The sequence below is a fragment of the Arthrobacter sp. FW306-2-2C-D06B genome (genome assembly GCF_021789175.1).
GTDB lineage: Bacteria > Actinomycetota > Actinomycetes > Actinomycetales > Micrococcaceae > Arthrobacter.
Genome location: NZ_CP084560.1, coordinates 4396988 through 4414996, shown reverse-complemented (window position 1 = coordinate 4414996; position 18009 = coordinate 4396988). Strand labels below are relative to the sequence as shown.

At 63.7% G+C, this 18009-nt stretch carries 15 protein-coding genes; 9 read left to right on the top strand and 6 right to left on the bottom strand.

Going from position 1 to position 18009, the window contains the following annotated elements; genetic code table 11:
- Positions 1-10 precede the first annotated feature (10 nt).
- Genes LFT47_RS20620 through LFT47_RS20610 form a run of 3 tightly spaced genes read right to left on the bottom strand, consistent with a single transcriptional unit; the run spans position 11 to position 3159 of the window.
- Positions 11-934 (bottom strand): carbohydrate ABC transporter permease, encoded by a 924-nt coding sequence (locus LFT47_RS20620; RefSeq protein WP_236813681.1) that lies wholly within the window; start codon positions 932-934, stop codon positions 11-13.
- Complete coding sequence (locus LFT47_RS20615) at positions 934-1836, bottom strand: carbohydrate ABC transporter permease (protein WP_236813679.1); 903 nt, start codon at positions 1834-1836, stop codon at positions 934-936. The genes LFT47_RS20620 and LFT47_RS20615 overlap by 1 nt, the downstream gene beginning before the upstream one ends.
- Positions 1837-1839: 3 nt before the next feature.
- On the bottom strand, positions 1840-3159 hold the full coding sequence (locus LFT47_RS20610) for an extracellular solute-binding protein (RefSeq protein ID WP_236813677.1): 1320 nt from the start codon (positions 3157-3159) through the stop codon (positions 1840-1842).
- A gap of 286 nt (positions 3160-3445) precedes the next feature.
- On the opposite strand from LFT47_RS20610, the gene LFT47_RS20605 reads away from it, so the two are divergent.
- On the top strand, positions 3446-4480 hold the full coding sequence (locus LFT47_RS20605) for a LacI family DNA-binding transcriptional regulator (protein ID WP_236813675.1): 1035 nt from the start codon (positions 3446-3448) through the stop codon (positions 4478-4480).
- A 102-nt stretch (positions 4481-4582) separates the two neighbouring features.
- Here LFT47_RS20605 and LFT47_RS20600 read toward each other — a convergent pair whose 3' ends face one another.
- On the bottom strand, positions 4583-5449 hold the full coding sequence (locus LFT47_RS20600; protein WP_236813673.1) for a GntR family transcriptional regulator: 867 nt from the start codon (positions 5447-5449) through the stop codon (positions 4583-4585).
- Positions 5450-5720: 271 nt separating this feature from the next.
- Between LFT47_RS20600 and LFT47_RS20595 the strand changes: the two genes are divergently transcribed.
- The 4 genes from LFT47_RS20595 to LFT47_RS20580 all read left to right on the top strand — a co-directional run bounded on the left by LFT47_RS20595 (position 5721) and on the right by LFT47_RS20580 (position 10489).
- The gene (locus tag LFT47_RS20595) at positions 5721-6986 is read left to right on the top strand and encodes a RuBisCO large subunit C-terminal-like domain-containing protein (RefSeq protein WP_336885443.1); all 1266 of its coding nucleotides are present in this window, start codon (positions 5721-5723) and stop codon (positions 6984-6986) included.
- Position 6987: 1 nt separating this feature from the next.
- On the top strand, positions 6988-8286 hold the full coding sequence (locus LFT47_RS20590; protein ID WP_236813669.1) for a four-carbon acid sugar kinase family protein: 1299 nt from the start codon (positions 6988-6990) through the stop codon (positions 8284-8286).
- 51 nt (positions 8287-8337) lie between these two features.
- A complete protein-coding gene (locus tag LFT47_RS20585) occupies positions 8338-9381 on the top strand; it encodes a zinc-dependent alcohol dehydrogenase (protein WP_236813667.1) in 1044 nt (347 codons plus the stop codon).
- A gap of 76 nt (positions 9382-9457) precedes the next feature.
- The gene (locus LFT47_RS20580) at positions 9458-10489 is read left to right on the top strand and encodes a 2-keto-3-deoxygluconate permease (RefSeq protein ID WP_236813665.1); all 1032 of its coding nucleotides are present in this window, start codon (positions 9458-9460) and stop codon (positions 10487-10489) included.
- Between the two features lie 138 nt (positions 10490-10627).
- On the opposite strand, the gene LFT47_RS20575 is transcribed toward LFT47_RS20580, so the two are convergent.
- Positions 10628-11317, bottom strand: coding sequence for a hypothetical protein (locus tag LFT47_RS20575; RefSeq protein ID WP_236813663.1), 690 nt, complete (start codon positions 11315-11317; stop codon positions 10628-10630).
- A gap of 141 nt (positions 11318-11458) precedes the next feature.
- On the opposite strand from LFT47_RS20575, the gene LFT47_RS20570 reads away from it, so the two are divergent.
- On the top strand, positions 11459-11695 hold the full coding sequence (locus LFT47_RS20570) for a hypothetical protein (protein WP_236813661.1): 237 nt from the start codon (positions 11459-11461) through the stop codon (positions 11693-11695).
- Positions 11696-11728: 33 nt separating this feature from the next.
- Here the strand turns inward: LFT47_RS20570 and LFT47_RS20565 are convergent, their stop codons facing one another.
- On the bottom strand, positions 11729-13705 hold the full coding sequence (locus tag LFT47_RS20565) for an amino acid transporter (protein WP_236813659.1): 1977 nt from the start codon (positions 13703-13705) through the stop codon (positions 11729-11731).
- 385 nt (positions 13706-14090) lie between these two features.
- Between LFT47_RS20565 and LFT47_RS20560 the strand changes: the two genes are divergently transcribed.
- From LFT47_RS20560 to kdpB, 3 genes are read left to right on the top strand one after another with little or no spacing between them, the layout of a single operon-like run.
- Positions 14091-14171: a potassium-transporting ATPase subunit F gene (locus LFT47_RS20560; RefSeq protein ID WP_231497388.1), complete on the top strand. Its 81-nt coding sequence runs from the start codon at positions 14091-14093 to the stop codon at positions 14169-14171.
- Positions 14172-14177: 6 nt separating this feature from the next.
- Entirely contained in the window at positions 14178-15845 is a 1668-nt protein-coding gene (gene kdpA, locus LFT47_RS20555) for a potassium-transporting ATPase subunit KdpA (protein WP_236813657.1), read from the top strand.
- Positions 15842-18001, top strand: a complete 2160-nt coding sequence (gene kdpB, locus LFT47_RS20550) for a potassium-transporting ATPase subunit KdpB (protein ID WP_236813655.1) — start codon at positions 15842-15844, stop codon at positions 17999-18001. Before kdpA ends, kdpB begins: the two co-directional genes overlap by 4 nt.
- The last annotated feature ends 8 nt before the right edge of the window (positions 18002-18009 follow it).

Sequence of the window (18009 nt, the reverse complement as noted above, 5' to 3'; positions counted from 1 at the left end):
AGAGCGTTGGCTATTTGCTGAATCCGGCGGTCAGTCCGCTGAGCAGTTGGCGGCGGGCGACCACATAGATGACCAGCAGCGGCAAGGTGGCGAGCACCACGGAAGCCAGCACGGCGGGGATGTTCACGCTGAATTCGCCCTGGAAGGTCCACAAGGACAGTGGAAGCACGCGGGTGGATGGGCTCTGGGTCAGGATCAGCGGGAAGAGGAAGCCATTCCAGACGCCGAGCGCGTTGTAGATGCCTACGGTCACGACGGCGGGCCGCGTCATGGGTAGCGCGAGGCGCCACATCATGGCCCAGTCCGAGCATCCGTCGAGCCGCATGGACTCGAACAACTCATTGGGAACATCGCGCATGAAGTTGCTCAGGATGAGGACGGAAATGGGAATGGCGAACGCGATGGAGGGCAGGATCAGCGCCAACAAAGTGTCATAGAGATGGGCCTTGGTGATCATCCAATAGATGGGGATGATCGTGGCGTGCAAGGGAATCGCCAGGCCAAGGAGGAACGTGTTGTTCGTCCACGTCAGGAAGCGGCCCTTGCCCCGGACGATCGCGTAGGCGGCCATGAACGACACCAAGAGTGCCGGCACGACGCTGCCCACAGTGACGATCAGGCTGTTGGCGAAGTACATCGCGAAGTCGTTGTCCAGGACCAGCTTGTAGTTGTCCAACGTCGGCTCGGTGGGTGGCATCATCGGGTTCGAGGTGAAGAACCCGGCTTGGTTCTTCAGGCTGGTCACCACTACGTAGTAGATGGGGACGATGATGATCGCCAGCCAAAGCCAGCCGCCCAGCCCACCCAGGTAGTTGGGACGGAGCCGGCCGGGCCCCTTGGTCCGTTTCGCTCCGACGCCATGCTTGCGGCCTTGCCTGTTGCTTGGCGCGGTGCGCCTTGCAGGCGGTGCGGGAATCTGGGTCGTGGAAGCCATCAGGCACCTTCCAATTGGCTTGCGTTGCGGTTCTTGCCACCGAGTCTTTGCAGGAGGAGGGCCAAGGCAAGGCCGATCACCACGAGGATGACACCCAGGGCGCTCGCCGCTCCCATGTCGTTGGCCTTGAAGCCAGTCAGGTACATGTGCAGCGGTAGCAGCCGCGTGGAGTATCCGGGACCGCCGCCGGTGAGGACAAAGACGAGGTCGAAGTAGGCCAGTGAGCCGACCACCATGAGGGTGGAGGACGTGATGATCGTGTACTTCAACTGGGGCAAGGTGATGGCGAAGAACTGCTGGACGCGCCCGGCGCCGTCGATTTGGGCCGCTTCATACAGCGACGCCGGGATCTGGCGTACGCCGCCTTGGTAGATGAGCGTGTGGAACGGGACAAACTGCCAGGCGATGACGAAGACGACGACGAACAGCACCAGATCTGAGTTGCCGAGCCAGTCCTGGGCCAGGAATGGAAGGCCCAAGCCCGGGCCAAGGCCGAAGTTCGGGTCCAAGAGGGCCTTATAGGCGATGGCGACGGCCGCGGAGGACAGCAGCAGCGGCACGAAGTAGAGGACGGCGAGGGCCGCACGGTATTTCTGGGATGCGGACGTGAAGACCCCGAGGAGCAAGCTGATGGGAGCCTGGACGATGAAAGAGAAGAACATGATCTTGGCGGTGACCCACAGGGCATTGCCTGTGACGGGATCAGTCAGGACCGTGGTCCAGCTCGACAAGCCGTCCAGCCTGATTTCGCCCAGCCCGTCCCATTTGGTGAAGCTGAGGAAGAGCACGCCGAAGAGCGGGATGATGGCGAAGAGGAGGAAGAAGACGAGGGCTGGTGCGGCCAGCCACCCCGACGGGCCCTTTTCAAGGACCCGCCGGGAAGAACCGGTTGAGGTAGGCACGGGTTACTTTCCGATCGTTGCGTTCATGGTTGAGACGAACTGATCGGGGCTGATCTTCTTCAGGAAGATCTGGTCCAGGTTCGCCAACATGGCGTCTCCCTGGGCGGGGCTGAGGGCCTGGTCCCAAGAGAGGGTGAAGCTGGGGGCGTTCTTGGCCATGCCGTACACGTAGCTCAGGAAGTCCTTGTCCGGTGATGCGGCCAGCTTGCTTTCGATGCCGGTGGTGACGGGAACGGCTCCGGAGTCGATCAAGGCCTGCGTGTCAGCGTCGGTGAACATTCCGCTCTTGACATAGTCGAGTGCTGCCTTCTTCTGGCTGTCCGTGGCCTTGGAAGAGATCGACCAGAAGTTGGAGGGGTTGCCCACGACGTTGGCCGGATCGCCCTTGCCGCCGGATACGGCGGGGAAGGTGACGTAGCCCAGCTTGCCGTTCTTGACGAAGTCCGCGGCGTCCTTCTTCATGCTCTGGTAGATCCAGCCACCCTGCAGGATCATTGCGGCCTTGCCGGTGTAGAGGAGGGCCTGGTCCGCGTTGCTGTCGGCAGCGATGGAGGAGAAACCGTTGGCGAATCCGCCGGCGTCCACGAGGTTCTGGATCTTGCTCAGGGCTTCCTTGACGGCCGGATCGGACCAGGCGCCGGGCTTGTTGGCGGCGATGTTCGCGAAGACGTCGGGTCCGCCGATGCGCTCCACCAGGTATTCGAGCCACATCAGGTCAGGCCACTTGGACTGGCCGCCCAGGGAGAAGGGAGCGATTCCTGCAGCCTTGAACTTCGGCACCAATGCCATCAGATCGTCCCAGGTCTTGGGGGCCTGCACGCCGATCTTGTCGAAGACTTCCTTGTTGTAGTAAAGAACGACGGGCTGCACGTTGTTGTTGGGCAGGGCATAGGTCTTGCCATCGATCACGCCGTTCTTGAGCACGGACGGCAGGTAGCGGTTCTTGACATCGGGGTTTGATGCTACGAAGTCCGACAGGTCGGCCACCTGGCCGGAGTCGACATAGGACTTCAGGACGCCGCCGCCCCAACCGTAAATGAAGGTAGGTCCCTGGCCGGCGCCGACGGCGGTACGCACTTTGGTCTTGTACGCGTCGTTGGCGAAGAAGTCGAGCTTGACGGTCTCGTCCGGGTGGGCTTTGTTCCAGGCATCGATGGACTTCTGAAGTACGGGCTGGTTACCGCCCGTAAGGCCCCACATGGTGGCCGAATCGGCGTTTCCTGCTGAACTTGCCGGTCCACTTGATCCGCAAGCTGCGAGGGAGATCGATACGGCCGCAGCAGTGACGGCGATCGCCGCTGAGCGCAACGTGAGTTTTAGCATTTAGAATTCCATTCGTCCTCCGGGCTCGACGCTGATTGCCCGGCTATTGGTTTCGGGAGTCCGGCCTTCGGGGAGCGAGGCTGCACTGCCGCTGAATATGCTTGATCCGAATCTTCGAAATATTTCGACAATATTTTCGGTCCGTTACGCAAATTTAGCTGTGGCGTGGGTCACCGTCAAGGCAAATCGGGCATAAAGTTCAACTCTTTTACGAAATGGCGATTGACTCTGTTCGCCTGGCCGCTCAGACTTATGTCAACGAAATATTTCGAAAGAGTGAGGATCCATGGCCAGCAGCGAAAGTCCCGCCAAGGTGACATTGGCCGCGATCGCCCGGGAAGCGGGCGTCTCGATGCCGACCGTCTCGAAGGTGGTCAATGGGCGCGAGGACGTTGCGGCTGATACGCGCGCCAAAGTTCTGACCGCTTTGGAGCGGACGGGATACAAGTCGCCGCTTCAGCGAAAGAACACCGCCAGCCGCCGGCCCGTGGTGGAGGTTGTCTTCGACACCTTGAATTCGGCGTATGGAGTGGAAGTGCTCAATGGCGTGCTGGAGCACGCGGCCGCCTCCGACGTCGAAGTCCTGCTCAACATCACCGGCCAGCAATCGGCGTCGAAGCTGAGTCTCGAGCAACGGGCGCAGCGGATCGTCGATGAAGGCCGCAGCGGCATGATCGTGGTGACCTCGGCGTTCAGCTCGGCACAATTGGATCCATTTCGACGGCGGCAGATACCAATTGTTGTCATCGACCCGCTCAACCCGCCGCCGGGTGACGTGGTCAGCGTCGGTGCCAGCAATTGGGCCGGGGGCAAGGCCGCCACGGCCCACCTGCTGGATCTCGGGCACCGCAGGATCGCCTATCTGGGCGGGCCGGAAGCGGCCGAGTGCAACCAGGCCCGGCTGCACGGCTACATGGCGGCGCTGATGGCGAAGGGGGTGCCCGTCGAGGAGCGCTACATCCTGTCGGGACCCTTCCGCTCCGAGAATGGTGTGGCGGGAATGAAAACCCTGCTTCAACTCGAAGAGCGCCCAACGGCAATCTTCGCCGCAAGCGACAGCATCGCCTTGGGCGTACTCGCCGAGGCGCGTCGGCAAAAGATCCGCATCCCGGAGGACATCAGCGTGGTGGGATTCGACGGGACCTACCAAGCGGAGGAATCGGTACCCCCACTGACGTCCGTATCCCAGCCGCTGCAGGAGATGGGCCGCGCCGCCCTGCGATTTGTCCTGCGCCAAATGCGGGGTGACGCGGTGGACTCCCGGCGGGTGGAGCTCGCCACGCACCTTGTGGTCCGCGAATCTACGGCGCCCCCGGCGTAGGGAGCTCCCGTCCGACCCTCGCTCACTTTTGGGGGTATTTTCGCCGACGCGCGCTCACATCTTCAGCCCAACCGCGCAGAGATCGTTTGGCAGGGGCGCGCTTTAGTGGGCTCCTCGTTCGAGGTCGGCTAGTTCTGATTCGAGTTGTTGGGTCAGGGTGCGCAGGCGGCGGATGTGTTCTTGGGAGACGCGTCCTGGCTGGCTGGTCACTTGCGCGTCGACGTCGAAGACGGTGTTGGGGCTGTGCCATACGTTGAACCATTCGAGGCCGTGGCCAAGGGCGTCCCGGGTGACGCCTTGGAGCAGGAGCAGGGGTTCGCGGGTGGTGATGTTCAGTCTTCGTGCCAGGTCAGTATCGGAGGACACGGCCTGTACCTGGCGTGGTCCGCCGGCGGGGTGGTAGCCGTGGTCGCGCATCAGGCCAAGGAGTGAGGCGTTTTCGAGCAGTTCCGCGGTGAAGTGCGGGAAGAAGTCGCGCGGGACCCAGGTGCGCATGAAGGCGACGGGTAGATCGTCGAGGTAGCGGACCCGCTCGATTTTCCAGGTGTTGGTGGTGTTGAGGGCCTCGATGCCTGCCTGGGGCGGCTCGGAAGGTTCCACGCTGAGGACATGGGTGCGCAGTCGCTGGCCGTGCGCGGCTGCCTGCTCATCCAGGCCGCCGGCGCGCTGAACATGTCGGCGGAGGATGGGCGTTGCGGCCACGACGCTGCCGCGGCCGCGCTGGCGCCGGATCAGGCCGAGGTCGGCAAGGCCGGATAAGGCCTGGCGCACGACGCTGCGGGAGACCCCGAATTGCCTTTGCAGTTCCTCTTCGGTGGGCAGGGAGGAGCCCGGGGGCAGCGCAAGGTCCACGATCTGCCGGTGCAGGATGTCCCGGATCTGGGCATGAAGGGGGCCTCCGGCTTCCCGGTTCAGGCCACCGCTGCGTCCCGCCGGCTCCGATCCTGCTTCTGCTGGTTCCAAACTCACGCTCACTCCTATGCCGCTGTGCAAATCTTAGCCCTCCCGCTGCGTGCCCAGCGGGTTGCGGTGCTATCGACTGGTCTTGACGTGACCTACACCACCCATTATTGTACGTATCAAAGGTACGTACAACTTCGGCCCTGGGATCACGGAAGATGCCATGGATACGGAGTGCGAGTCACCTGCTTGAGCCCGCATTGGCGCGTGAGCGAAGTGAAAGTACCTGCAGGTGACAGTCGGATACGTGAGTTCCAAAACCCCTCGAATTGGAGAGTCCATGCGCGACCCGCGCTCGGTGCGTTGCACCTATTACCTAGAGTCTGAGATTGAGCCCGAGAAGGCCGCCACCATCATGGCGGGTGAGCAGTCCAGCGGCACGTTCCTGCCGGTGCCTGGCGAATCCGCCCGGATCCGGGAACGGCACGCCGCCCGGATAGCCGATATCCAGGAGCTCGGCTTCTGCCGCCCCTCCCTGCCGTCACGGGCCAACCCGGAAAAAGTCCGTGCCGCACTGGTGACCGTTGATTTCCCGATGGAGAACATCGGCACCGACCTGGCCACCTTGCAGACTGCCATCGCAGGCAATCTTTTCGAACTGGGCGATCTGTATGCCTGCCGGTTGCAGGATATGCAGCTGCCCGGAGACTTCGTCGCCGCCCACCCCGGCCCGGCCTTCGGCATCGAGGGGACGCGCAAGCTCATCAGTGACGTTCAGGGCGTCATGGTCGGCACCATCGTCAAACCCAACGTCGGGCTCTCGGAAGAAGAGTTCAGGCTGGTGGTCCGGGATCTGGCGATGGCCTCCATCGACCTGATCAAGGATGACGAGCTGATGACTGATCCGGAGTACCTGCCGCTGGAACGCCGGGTCGCGGTCGCTACCGAGGAAATCCGTGCCGCCGAGCAGGTCACGGGCCACTCGACGATGTATGCCTTCAACATCACCGGCGATCTTGCCGGCCTGCAAAAGCGCCACGACCTGGTGGTGGAGTCCGGTGGCCGCTGCGTGATGCTGAACATCCCCGTGATGGGAATGCCGGCCCTTGCGTTGCTCCGCAGCTTCGCCCAGGTCCCCATCCACGGCCACCGCGCGGGCCTCGCCGCCTCCATGCGGTCCAAAGCCCTGGGCATGGACTACCGGGTCTGGCAGCAGATGGCCCGCCTTGCCGGCGCCGACCACCTGCACGCCAGCGGCCTGGGCAGCAAGTTCTACGAACTCGACGAAGAAGTCGCGGCCAACATCCGCAGCCTGCTCGAACCTCTGGGACAGACCATCACACCAGTTCCCGTGTTGTCCTCGGGGCAGAACGTCACCACTCCCGGCCCCACTTTCGACGCGGTGGGTTCCACCGATCTGATGATGCTGGCCGGCGGCGGGGTCGCCGCGCACCCGGACGGTCCCGGCGCCGGAGTGCGCAGCCTGCGCCAGGCATGGGAAGCAGCCGTGGACAGGGTCCCGCTGCAGACTGCAGCCGCCAGGCAGGCGGAAACTGGAGACGACGCCCTGTTGCATGCGGTCCAGACGTTCGGGAAAGGTGCCTGACATGCCAGCTTTCGGTTTCGTCGCGGACGACCTCACCGGAGCCGCCGACGTCCTGGCCCAATCCCACCGCTACGGCCTGGAAGCTGCCCTGGTCATCGGGGACGCGCCGCTGCCCACCGACACCGACGTCGTCGGGTTCGCCGGGCCTGCACGGTCCCTGTCCGGAACGGCGTTCGACAACCTGGTAGCCCGCGACCTTGCCGGGATTGCGGCCCTGAACCTGGAGGTGCTGCTGTACAAGGTTTGCTCCACGTTCGACAGCTCCACCACTGTGGGAAGCATTGGCCGCGGGATCCAGCTGCTCCATGGGCAGTTCCCCCTGCACGGCCCCATTCCCGTGGTGCCGGCCCAGCCGGGCTTCGGCCGTTACACCGCCTTCAGCAACCACTACGCGACCCACGCCGGAAAAATCTACCGGCTGGACCGCCATCCGGTGATGTCCCGGCACCCGTCCACCCCCATGTCCGAGGCGGACCTGCGCGAGGTCCTGGCCGAACAGCTCGGCGGAACCCAGGTGCCCGGGGCCATCCACCTGCCCGCCTACCAGGACGGCACCTTCAAGGACGCCTGGGCCGACCGGCGCCGGGACCCCGGAGCGCAGGCCTTCGTCGTCGACGCCGTGGACGAACACCACATGGACGCCATCGCAGAAGCCCTCACACGGGAAGAACACGGCCACGGCCCATCCATCGTCGTCGGATCCGGCGGCATCATGGCAGCCCTGGCACGCTCCATCTCGGACCAGGCTCCACGTACCCCCGGGCCGCAGCGCCCGGCCGGACCGGTACTGGCCGTCAGCGCTTCAGCCTCCAGCACCACAGCCGAACAAATCAACGACGCTGCCTCCAATGGCTGGCAGGAAGTTCCCGTGCCTGCCGAACTGCTGCAACGCGATGACAGAACCCTCGTGGCAGCTCTCGACGAACAGGTCTCCGCTGCCCTCCGGGCAGGCAGGAACGTCGTCGTCCACACCACCCGCGGAGCGGCGGACCCCCGCTACGGTGCGAGTAAACCGGTGGACGCCGGCTACGTCGGCACACTCATCGGTGGCATCGCCGCCAGGATGGCAAACGCTGGGCTCACCCGTGACATCGCCGTCTGCGGTGGCGACACCTCCAGCCATGCACTCATCGCCATGGGCGTACGCCAACTCCGGGTGTCCGACCAGTTCGTCACAGCAGGCCCCATCCTGAAAGCCGACGGCGCCTCCGCCGTCAGCAGGTGCAGGCTCCTGCTCAAAGGCGGACAGGTCGGCCCGAGCGACATCCTGCGCCGCTTCGCCGGCCACCTCCCCAGCTGACCCCAACACAATTCCTCCGCGCATCACCAGAACCAACGAAAGGCGGCCCCCATGCGGGCAGTAGTCAAGAACGCAGCCGAGCGAGGCGTCACCTACGTCACCGACGCCGGCGATCCCAAAGCAACAGAAGGCTCCGTCGTCATCGAAGTCGGCGCAGCCTCCCTGTGCGGCACCGACCGCGAACTCTACGAATGGACCCCCTCAGCCCAGGCATTCAACCTCAACCTCCCGGTCATCCTCGGCCACGAAGGCGCAGGAACCATCATCGAAGTCGGCCCCGGCGTCACCGGGCTCAAGGTCGGCGACCAGGTCGCCCTCGAAAGCCACCTCACCTGCGGCCAGTGCTTCCCCTGCCGCACCGGCGACGCACACACCTGCGAACGCACCGGCATCCTCGGCATGCACATCGACGGTGTCTTCGCCGAGTACGCAGCCGTCCCGCAAGAAATCTGCGTCAAGCTCCCCACCGGCCTGTCCCTGGAATCCGGGGCCCTGCTCGAAGCCGCCGGCGTCGCCGTCCACGCCATCCAGCGCGCCAACTACTCCGTCGCAGGCCGGGCCGTGCTCGTCAGCGGCGCCGGCCCCGTCGGACTCGTCGTCGTGAACCTGGCACTACTCATGGGCGCCAGCCATGTCATCGCCGTCGACCCCAACCCCTACCGAAGGGCCCAAGCCGAGAAACTCGGCGCGACAGCCCTGCACCCCAACGACGGCATCATCGACCGCTGCCGCGAACTGACCGGCCGCCGCGGCGGCTTCGACGTCGCCTTCGAATGCTCCGGAGCCCCCGGCACCCTGACAACACTCTTCGAAGCCGTCCGCCGCGAAGCGACCGTCATCACCGTCGGACACCCCAGCCGCCCCGCAGAAGTCGACATCGCCGCCTACATCAGCAAAAAGGGCATCACCCTGCGCGGCATCTTCGGACGCCGGCTCTGGGAAACCTGGGAACAAAGCCTGCTGCTCCTCGATTCCGGAAGGCTGGAACTGGACTGGCTCATCACCCACCGCAAGAAGCTCAGCGACATCGACGAAGCCGTCGAACTGCTCACCGCAGACGCCTGCAAAGTCCTGCTCATCCCGGGCCTGGGCTAAACACACCCCCCACCCGCGCACCCGCCCCCCCGAGCGCGCGGACCAAGCACACCCCAGCCATTCACAGGAGAAATCAATGTCGATTCCCATCAAGAAAGCCCTGGACAAAGTCCCCGGCGGCATGATGCTGGTGCCCCTTGGCATCGGCGCCGTCATCCATACCCTGGCACCTGACGCAGGAAAATTCTTCGGATCCTTCACCGGCGCATTCTTCACCGGCCTGGCACCCCTCCTGGCCGTGTTCTTCGTATGCCTCGGCGCAACACTCGAAGTGAAATCCACGCCCTACATCCTCAAAAAAGGCGGCGTGCTGCTGGGCTCCAAGATCCTCTTCGCCATCCTCATCGGCGTCATCGCCGGACGCTTCCTCGGCGAAGCACCCATCGACTCAGGAATCCTCGCAGGCCTCTCAACCCTCGCACTCGTCGCCGCACTCAACGACACCAACGGCGGTCTTTACATCTCCCTCATGGGCCAGTACGGCCGCAAACGCGACGCGGGCGCCTACTCCATCCTGTCCCTGGAATCAGGCCCCTTCCTGACCATGGTCACCCTCGGCATCGCCGGCCTGTCCGCCTTCCCCTGGCAGGCACTCGTCGGCGCCATCCTCCCGCTGGCACTGGGCATGCTCCTGGGAAACTTGGACAAAAACATGCGGAATCTCCTGGCCCCGCTGGTGCCCGCGATGGTGCCGTTCCTCGGCCTGGCCCTCGGCCTGACCATCAACCTCAACGCAGTCGTCGAAGCAGGACTGCTCGGCATCGTCCTCGGCCTGTTCGTGGTCTTCGTCGGCGGCGCCGTGCTGCTATTGGCCGACAAGCTCACCGGCGGCGACGGCGTCGCCGGCCTCGCCGCAGCAACCACAGCCGGCAACGCCGCCCTTGTCCCGGCCATCATCGCCACCGCCAACCCCGTCTACGCCCCAGCCGCTAACCACGCCACCGTCCTCGTGGCAGCCTCGGTCGTCGTCTCCGCAATACTCTGCCCCATCGTGACCTCAGCATGGGCCCGCAGGGTACAGAAAAAAGAGAGAGCAACTGACACGTTGGAGGACTCCGCCGAGCAGGAGCCGCTTGCCCCCAAACACGCAGTAAAACCCCAAAACTGACCGGGGAGGACCAAAAGAAGTGGGCGGGCGCGTCTCGAAACCTTCTGATCAAGTTGGCGTATGCACCATTAGTTATGAGACATCGGTGCAGAGCAGGACGAAACTGATTGGCTATGCACGCGTGACGAAAATGGTGCCTCAGTGTTGGACTCTTGGCTGCCGGAGTTCGCGTCCGCGGGGGTGAATCTCGATGTAGTAGATCGGGCCTGCGCCTGGGGCGAGGTGCCGGTGGGTCTGGTGGCGGACTGGCCTGTATTCATGGCCGAAAGGGTCCCGCACGGTGGCCTGTTCAAGGTGATCCAGCCCTGCAAGGAGCCCATCTAGGTCCCTCAGTGTCGCCGGGTGCGCTTCCTCTCCACCTACATGCAGCACCCAGGGTGTCCCGTTGGCATTCCGGGCGCATTCGAGGGTAAGGGTTTCGAACAATTCGGCCACGAGGGCCTCGCGGGTTGCCGGGAAGAAGCGCTGCAAGCGATGGGCCTGCAGATTCCGGTGCCGGTTGTTCATCCATGCCTGGCGGAGCCAGCTGAATTCCACAAGCCCGAACGAGGGACCGAGGCAAAGGTCTCTGTCCTTATCCAGGGTGAGGCGGCAGTCGTTGCCTTCCCGGTCAAGGACGCAGGCTGCTTCGTCCACATACTCGAGGTCTTCCAGCATCGCGCCCTCGGACGGGTAATAGGTGAACTCGCCGATGTCATCGACCACGACGTAATCTTTCGGGTGCGTGCCCGGGACCGTGGCATCGGGCACCGTTCCCTTGGTCAACGCAATGCGCTTCATGGTGAATTCATCTCCTGCGGAGGACCCGTCCACGGCCCCGTTGGCCATGGATTCCTCCCTTTCATCAGATCACCGAACACAGCGCCCTCCCGGATCTTAATGGGATCCATATGCTGGCAGGCGCAGATTTAGCACTCTCTTAACGGGCAAGGCTCGAGCAAATGGGGGCAGGCATGTCAGACTTCGGCCATGAGTATCGAGCACTGGTGGCCGAAGCTGAAGCCGTCCACCCAAAAATGGCTGATAGAGAACAACGGCGACGTGGTGTCCCCCGATGTGGTTGCCGAGATCGCCCACGTTGGAGGCGTCATTACTTCCGATGCGTGGTGGGTTGGTGAGAGTGGGCCTTCGGGGTTCTACCTCTCCGATGAGGCTGTCGACTGGGTCGAAGCGGTAGCGAACGGCGAGGTGCCGGAGCGGCCCTGAAAGCAGTGCTTCCTGGGCGCCGAGTGGCAACGCTCAGCCGACATGGACCCACGGGCGCCGGCTGACATCGGGTTCGGCTTCACGCAGGACTTCCCTGGTGACCGGAGCGATCTCTCCTTCGCCGAGGAACAGGAAGCGAAGGAGATTGATGACCGGGTTGCCTTCGGTCCAGCGGAAGTAGATGTGCGGCATGAGGCCGGTCACGTCGCGGATGTGCAGCAGCACCGAGGCGATGGTGTTCGGGACCACGGGCCCGTGGACTTCAAGGATCTGGTGCCCGTGCCGGACCACGCCGTGGACCTCGAGTGCGGTTTCGAAGTCGGAGGAATCGTCCACGATCACTTCCAGGAAGAGCGCCTGGTAATCCACCGGAATGTGGCTGACTTCAATGGCTGAGGTGAGTTTGTCCCGGTAGGCCTCCGCAGTGAGGCGGAGGGGTTCGTGGGCGATGAGCGCAATCGGGCCGCTCAGGTTGGTGGACATGAATTCCAGCGCCTGGCGGTCCAGATGGACGTGGGTGGCGTGGAGTTCAAAGGAGCGCCGGATCCTGGAAAGCAGGGAGATCACGATGATTCCCACGATAAAGATTGCGGCGATCCGGATGCCTTCGGGACGTTCGAAGATGTTGGCAATTGTTGTGTAGATGAAGACGAGGGCGATGATGCCGAATCCGACAGTGCGCTTGCGCTGCCTCAAGCGGCGCGCGGAGAGGGTCACCGCCAAGGCTGCAGATGTCATCAGCACCAACACGCCGGTGGCATACGCACCGCCCTGTGCATCGACGTCGGCGTTGAAAAGGAAGGTGATCAGGAACCCGATGAGGGTGAACACCAACACCAGCGGGCGCACTGCCCGGGCCCATCCGGGTGCCATCCCGTATCGCGGCAGGTACCGCGGGACCAGGTTCAGCAGCCCGGCCATGGCGGAGGCGCCTGCGAACCACAGGATGGCGATGGTGCTGAGGTCGTAGACGGTGCCGAACCCCACGCCGAGATATTGGTGCGCCAAAAACGCCAGGGCGCGTCCATTGGCCTGCCCGCCGGGCTGGAATTCCTGATCCGGAATCAGCACAACGGTGGTGAAGCTGGTAGCGATCAGGAATGAGCTCATGATGACTGCTGCCGTGGTCAGGAGGCGGCGGGTTCCCTTGATCCGTCCGGCAGGGTTTTCCTCGGTGTCCGAGGCACGACCACGGATCTGGGGCATCACGGCGACTCCGGTCTCGAAACCGGACAGGCCCAAGGCGAGTTTGGGAAAAACGAGTAGCGCAATGCCGATCACCATGAAAGGGTTTCCGTGTGACGTCGAGAGTGCATGCCACCAGTCGCCCACTGCGACCGGATGGGCGAACACTTCCACGAACGTTGAGAACACGACGACGACGTTGAGGCTCAGATAGACGATGACGAGAACGACCGCCACGCCAATGGCTTCCTTGAATCCACGCAGGAATACCGCCGCCAGCAGGGCCAGCAGGAACAACGTCACCAGGATGTTCTGTCCCTGCAGCCAGCCCGGGGCGAGCGGATTCTGGATCGCGTGGGCCGTGGCGTCCGCGGCAGAGAGGGTCATGGTGATCATGAAGTCCGTTGCCGCGAACCCGAGGAGGACGAGGACGAGGAGCTTCCCTCCCCAGCGTGGCAAGAGGCGCTCCAGCATGGCGATGGATCCCTCGCCGCGGTGGCTTTCTCCCGCGACGCGGTGGTACACAGGCAGGGCGCCCAACAGGGTCACGGCCACCAGCACGATGGTGGCCAAGGGGGAGATCACTCCCGCAGCCAATGCCGCGATGGCCGGCTGGTAGCCGAGGGTGGAAAAATAGTCGACGCCGGTGAGGCACATGACCTGCCACCACGAATGCTTCTTCAGATGGGAATCGCCCACCGCACCCGGGCCTTGGTGCGATCCTTTGGAGTCCTGCAGTCCGAACAGCAACCACGTCCGCAAGGAAGACATACCCCCGGGCCGTGGTGCCGAAGGATCGGCCGGGGGCCTGCTCAAGGTAGTCATGGTGTCCTTTCCGCGCGACGCGCAGGCACCGCGATCATTGCTGAAGATAGCACCGACTACAGGTGTTTTCGCTGGTTGAAGCCGATCTTGATGAATCCTTAACGTCGATTTCCCGGAAGCCGCGTTGCACCTGTTAAGAAGCCGTCAAGATTCGGCCTTGCCGTGTTAAGGAACCATCAGGAACCGATTTTGGTGGCCTGCCAAGGAGTTGACTGACATCAGCCCCGCAAACGGGGCGCGGATGAAAGGACGTTCCAGTGGCCGACGTGGCTGTTGTGGGGATCTTCGTGGTGTCCATGGGGATCGTGATGTGGATTGCCCACCTTCTGGGCAAAATCGTCGACGGCGATGGGCCGGTGAACGGGCAGTGAGCGCGGACGCCGTGATGTGGTTGGTCCTGTTCATTGCAGGCTTGTGTCTGTTCGGCTACCTGCTGGCCGTCTTGATCCACCCGGAAAAGTGGTGATTCCGGATGGTTTTCAGCATGGCCTCCTTCGTCACCCAGGTAGCCGTTCTGCTTTTGCTGCTGATCTTGGTGCACAAACCGCTGGGCGTTTACCTCGCCAGCGTGTTTGAGGGAAAGAAGTCAACCCGGGTGGAACGGCTGTTCTACCGATTGTCCGGGGTGGACCTAAATATCGAGCAGAGCTGGTCCATCTACCTGCGCAGCGTGCTCGTCTTCTCTGCCGTGTCCATCCTGGTGGTGTTCCTGCTCCAGCGGCTCCAAGGCGTGCCGCCCGGGAACAATTCCCTGCCTGGCGTTGATCCGTGGACGGCCATGAACACGGCCATCTCCTTCGCGACGAACACCAACTGGCAGACGTACGTCCCCGAAGCCACCATGGGCATCTTCGTGCAGATGTGCCTCCTGGCCGTGCAGAACTTCCTCTCCGCCGCCGTCGGAATCGTGGTGGTGGTCGCCCTGATCCGCGGCATCGCACGGACCCGGACGGACAGGCTGGGGAATTTCTGGGTGGACCTGGCCCGCATTTCGTTCCGGGTACTGCTCCCGATGGCTGTCCTCGCGGCCGTCGTGATGGTGATCGGCGGCGTGGTCCAGAACTTCTGGTCCACCGACGTCACCAATCAGGCAACAGGTGTCACCCAGACCATTCCCGGTGGGCCAGTAGCCTCCCAGGAAGCCATCAAGATCCTCGGCACCAACGGCGGCGGCTATTTCAACGCCAATTCCGCGCACCCGTTCGAGAACCCGAACGTCTTCATCAGCATGTTCCAGGTCTTCCTGATCCTGCTCATCCCCTCCGCCCTGCCGTACGCCTATGGCCGCATGGTGGGGGACCAACGGCAGGGATACACGGTAGTGGGTGTCATGGGCACGCTCTGGCTGACGTCCACGGTATTGATGGGCTGGGCCCTTGCCGCCGCGCAAGGAACGGCAACCGCTGCTGCAGGCGGTCTGGGGGAAGGCTTCGAGCAGCGCTTCGGCGCGGCCCAAAGTTCAATCTTTGCCACGGCCACCACCCTGACGTCCACGGGAGCCATCAACGTGGCCCACGATTCCCTGCCGCCCCTGGCCGGCGGTGTCGCCATGGTGAACATGATGCTCGGCGAAGTGGCCCCCGGCGGCACAGGGTCAGGGCTTTATGGCCTGCTCATCCTCGCGATTGTCTCAGTGTTCATCGCCGGGCTCATGGTGGGCCGCACTCCGGAATTCCTGGGCAAGAAGATCGGACCACGGGAAATGAAGCTCACGGCCATGTACATCCTCGTGACACCCGTCGTCGTGCTGGCCACGGCTGGAATCACGGTCCTGCTCCCGGACGCCATGTCCAACGCACCGGCCTCCGGGCCGCACCAATTCAGCGAAGTGCTCTACGCCTTCACCTCCGGAGCCAACAACAACGGCTCGGCCTTCGGCGGGATCACCACCTCCGGACCCTACCTGTCCACAATGCTTGGAATCGCCATGCTCCTGGGCCGTTTCCTGCCCATGGTCCTGGTGCTGGCCTTGGCGGGTTCGCTGGCGAAACAACCCAAGATCCCGGCGTCGTCCGGCACCGTCCCGACCCACGGCTGGCTCTTCGGTTCCCTCTTGCTCGGCGTCACCGTGATCATGACCGCCTTGAGCTACTTCCCGGCCCTCTCCTTGGGCCCCCTCGCAGAAGGACTCCTCAAATGACCAAGTCCGGCACGGCAACTACCAAGTCCAACACGGCATTAGCCTCGGACACCGCCGCCCAAACCTACGCGGACGGAAATCCCCTGGGCACCCCCGGGGAGCACAAACACCACACCAAGGCACCGGCCAAACTGGACCTTGCCAGCATCCGGACCGCCCTTCCGGTTGCAGTGCGGAAGCTGGGGCCGCGACAGATGATCCACTCGCCGGTGATGTTCACCGTGCTGGTGGGGGCGGCTCTCTGCACAGCCATCTGCATCCTCAAGCCGGCCGTGTTCGGCATCTCGGTGACAATCTGGCTTTGGCTGACGGTGCTCTTCGGGACCTTGTCAGAAGCCATCGCCGAGGGCCGCGGCAAAGCCCAGGCAGACAGCCTGCGAGCCAGCAGGAAAGGTGTGGTGGCCCGGCTTCGGCTAGAAGACGGCACCCTCAAAGAGGTACCGGGAACGGAACTGCGGAAGAACGACGTCGTGATCTGCGAAGCCGGGGACGTCATCCCCTCCGACGGCGAAATCATCGAAGGCCTGGCGAGCGTGGACGAATCCACCATCACCGGTGAATCGGCGCCCGTGATCCGTGAATCGGGCGGCGACCGCTCCTCGGTGACCGGCGGCACCAAGGTCCTCTCAGACCGCATCGCCGTTCGCATTACGGCCGAAGCGGGCGAAACGTTCATCGACCGGATGATCAAGCTCGTGGAAGGCGCCGTCCGGCAAAAGACACCCAACGAAATCGCCCTCCACGTCCTCCTTGTCTCGCTCACCGTCGTCTTCCTGGCGGTTACCATGAGCTTGGCGCCGTTCGCTTCCCTGCCGGGGGCGACACCATCGCCAATCGTGCTGGTGGCGCTGCTTGTCTGCCTCATCCCCACGACGATCGGGGCGCTCGTGCCGGCCATTGGCATCGCAGGCATGGACCGTTTGGTGCAGCACAATGTCCTGGCCACTTCCGGCCGCGCCGTGGAGACCGCAGGAGACATCACCACGCTCCTGCTCGACAAGACCGGCACCATTACCTACGGCAATCGCCGCGCGGTCAACTTCTTCCCCGCCCACGACGTTGAGCGGACTGAACTCATCGAAGCGGCCCGGCTATCCAGCTTGGCCGACGAGACGCCGGAGGGGCGCTCGATCGTGGACCTAGCGGCGGAAAAGGGCGTGGGCGGCCCGGACCTTGGCGCCCTCTTGAAGGGCTCGGAGGAGTTCGCAATTGTCGAGTTCAGCGCAAGCACCCGCATGAGCGGCCTTGACCTCGACGGAACGAAGATCCGCAAGGGCGCCGCAACCGCCGTCGCCAACTTTGTCGCAGAGGCCGGCGGCCACACGCCTCCCGAAGTGGAGCACAAAGTGCAGGAGATCTCGGCCCAAGGCGGCACCCCGCTGTTGGTGGCCGGCGTAGGGCACGACGGCGGAGCCCGGGTCTTGGGGACTATCCACCTCGCGGATGTGGTCAAGCCGGGCATGCACGCCCGCTTCGCCGAACTGCGGAAGATGGGCATCCGGACGGTGATGATCACGGGGGACAACCCGATCACGGCCAAGGCGATCGCCGCCGAAGCCGGGGTGGATCACTTCGTTGCTGAAGCCACCCCGGAAGACAAGATGGCCGTCATCAAGGAAGAGCAGGGCGAAGGCCGGCTGGTGGCCATGACCGGTGACGGCACCAACGATGCCCCGGCGCTCGCCGCGGCGGACGTCGGGGTCGCCATGAATTCGGGTACGCCAGCAGCCAAGGAGGCTGCCAATATGGTGGACCTGGACTCGGATCCCACCAAGCTCATCAACATCGTGGGCATCGGCAAACAGCTGCTCATCACCCGCGGCGCCCTGACCACGTTCTCGGTGGCGAACGACGTCGCAAAGTACTTCGCGATCGTTCCAGCCCTGTTCACCTCGGTATTTCCGGGGCTTGGCCGGCTGAACATCATGGGCCTGGCCTCGCCTTCCTCGGCCATCCTTTCCGCGGTGATCTTCAACGCCTTGATCATCATCGCGCTGGTTCCACTTGCCCTGCGCGGCGTGAAATACCGTGCCGTCTCGGCGAACCAGGCCCTGGCCCGGAACCTGGCGATCTACGGCCTGGGCGGCCTCGTAGCGCCTTTCATCGGGATCAAGCTCATCGACCTGCTCATTTCCCTCATCCCCGGCATCGGCTAGGAGTCCAT

What these genes read in the sequence shown, in the direction of transcription:
- LFT47_RS20605 (WP_236813675.1), top strand. Translation starts at nt 3,446, where the DNA reads ATGGCCAGCAGCGAAAGTCCCGCCAAGGTGACATTGGCCGCGATCGCC.
- LFT47_RS20620 (WP_236813681.1), bottom strand. Translation starts at nt 934, where the DNA reads ATGGCTTCCACGACCCAGATTCCCGCACCGCCTGCAAGGCGCACCGCG.
- LFT47_RS20590 (WP_236813669.1), top strand. Translation starts at nt 6,988, where the DNA reads ATGCCAGCTTTCGGTTTCGTCGCGGACGACCTCACCGGAGCCGCCGAC.
- LFT47_RS20595 (WP_336885443.1), top strand. Translation starts at nt 5,721, where the DNA reads ATGCGCGACCCGCGCTCGGTGCGTTGCACCTATTACCTAGAGTCTGAG.
- LFT47_RS20570 (WP_236813661.1), top strand. Translation starts at nt 11,459, where the DNA reads ATGAGTATCGAGCACTGGTGGCCGAAGCTGAAGCCGTCCACCCAAAAA.
- LFT47_RS20565 (WP_236813659.1), bottom strand. Translation starts at nt 13,705, where the DNA reads ATGACTACCTTGAGCAGGCCCCCGGCCGATCCTTCGGCACCACGGCCC.
- kdpB (WP_236813655.1), top strand. Translation starts at nt 15,842, where the DNA reads ATGACCAAGTCCGGCACGGCAACTACCAAGTCCAACACGGCATTAGCC.
- LFT47_RS20560 (WP_231497388.1), top strand. Translation starts at nt 14,091, where the DNA reads ATGTGGTTGGTCCTGTTCATTGCAGGCTTGTGTCTGTTCGGCTACCTG.
- LFT47_RS20580 (WP_236813665.1), top strand. Translation starts at nt 9,458, where the DNA reads ATGTCGATTCCCATCAAGAAAGCCCTGGACAAAGTCCCCGGCGGCATG.
- kdpA (WP_236813657.1), top strand. Translation starts at nt 14,178, where the DNA reads ATGGTTTTCAGCATGGCCTCCTTCGTCACCCAGGTAGCCGTTCTGCTT.
- LFT47_RS20610 (WP_236813677.1), bottom strand. Translation starts at nt 3,159, where the DNA reads ATGCTAAAACTCACGTTGCGCTCAGCGGCGATCGCCGTCACTGCTGCG.
- LFT47_RS20585 (WP_236813667.1), top strand. Translation starts at nt 8,338, where the DNA reads ATGCGGGCAGTAGTCAAGAACGCAGCCGAGCGAGGCGTCACCTACGTC.
- LFT47_RS20575 (WP_236813663.1), bottom strand. Translation starts at nt 11,317, where the DNA reads ATGGCCAACGGGGCCGTGGACGGGTCCTCCGCAGGAGATGAATTCACC.